This is a genomic window from Pinisolibacter sp. DMC19 (assembly GCF_056313985.1).
Map to the genome: position 1 here is coordinate 1 of NZ_JBQUZF010000021.1, position 1117 is coordinate 1117.

Consider the following 1117-nt stretch of genomic DNA (forward strand, 5'->3'; position numbering starts at 1 on the left):
TCTGCTTGGCCGACAGCGGCAGCGGCGGAATTCCGAGCGCGCCGCGTTCGGAAACGTGGGCGCGGTAGGTTTCGAGCTGGAACATGGTCTTCTCCCGTTTCGATGACGGTATTCGGTTTTCAGGCGTCGAGATTGGCGAGGAACCAGGTGACGGCGAGGAGATCCGCGGATCCGCCGGGCGAGAGGTTCCGAGCGATGAAGGCATCGTCGAGGGCGGCGAGCCGGGCGCGTCCGTCGGGTCGCGCCAGTCCACCGGCATCCAGGAGCGCCTGCGCCTCGCGCCGTGCCCAGGCGAGCCCTTCCATGCCGCCGCGTGCCGCGACATTGGTGTCGCGATTGACGGCGAGGAGCGTCAGGAAGACCTCCAGCAGCGCGGTTTCGGTGTCGTGACCGGCGGCGATCATGCGCCGGTAGGCGGGAAGCCCATGGTCGCGCACCGTCGCGAAGCCGGACGCGGCCTCGCCGCGCGCGCCGGTCAGGCCGTGGAGGGCGAAGAGGCGCTCGCCGGCGGTCCGCCACTCCCGTGGTGCACCGAGCTCTCGCTCGACGATGCCGGCGACCATGTCGGCGACCTCGTCGCAGACACCGTCGGCGTCGAGGTCGTCACCGCGGCCGACCAACCGCCCGGCGGCACCGAGCAGCAGACCGAAGGCGAAGATCGAGCCCTTGTGGGTGTTGACCCCGCCGGTCGCGGCGAACATCGCTCGCTCGGAGGCGAGGCCGATCGTCCGCAACTCGCCGCGCAGCACGTCCGCCGGCTCGTCGCGACCGGCGACGCCGGCCAGGAACGACTTGCGGAAGCCCGGTCCGAGCGTGCCCGCCGACGCCAGGAAGGTGACGAGCGTCATGTCTCGATGGGAGCCGTCGTTGCGTCGGTCGACGAGACCCGGCTTCGGCGTCAGATGGACCTCGACCAGCAGTGCTTCGACGGCCATGTCGGCCAAGCGATCGGCCATGACCGCCTCGGTCGAAGCGATCGTCGGCGACCGAGTGCCGAGGGGCCGTTCGGCCGGCGCGAGATCAGGAAAGGTCATGATGGTCATCGATCATCTCCTCGATTTTTTCGAGGAGTTCCTCGGGTTCGTGGGCGCGGGAGCGGGCGCAGGCGTGGGCGGGT

2 protein-coding genes are annotated in these 1117 nt (G+C 69.9%); both read right to left on the reverse strand.

Features of this window, described 5'->3' with window-relative positions:
* Positions 1-119: 119 nt before the first annotated feature.
* A complete protein-coding gene (gene citG / locus ACT53U_RS19595) occupies positions 120-956 on the reverse strand; it encodes a triphosphoribosyl-dephospho-CoA synthase CitG (protein WP_476157622.1) in 837 nt (278 codons plus the stop codon).
* Positions 957-1020: 64 nt separating this feature from the next.
* Positions 1021-1117, reverse strand: a 97-nt coding sequence (locus ACT53U_RS19600) for a citrate lyase holo-[acyl-carrier protein] synthase (RefSeq protein ID WP_476157624.1), incomplete at its 5' end; no start/stop codon positions are given.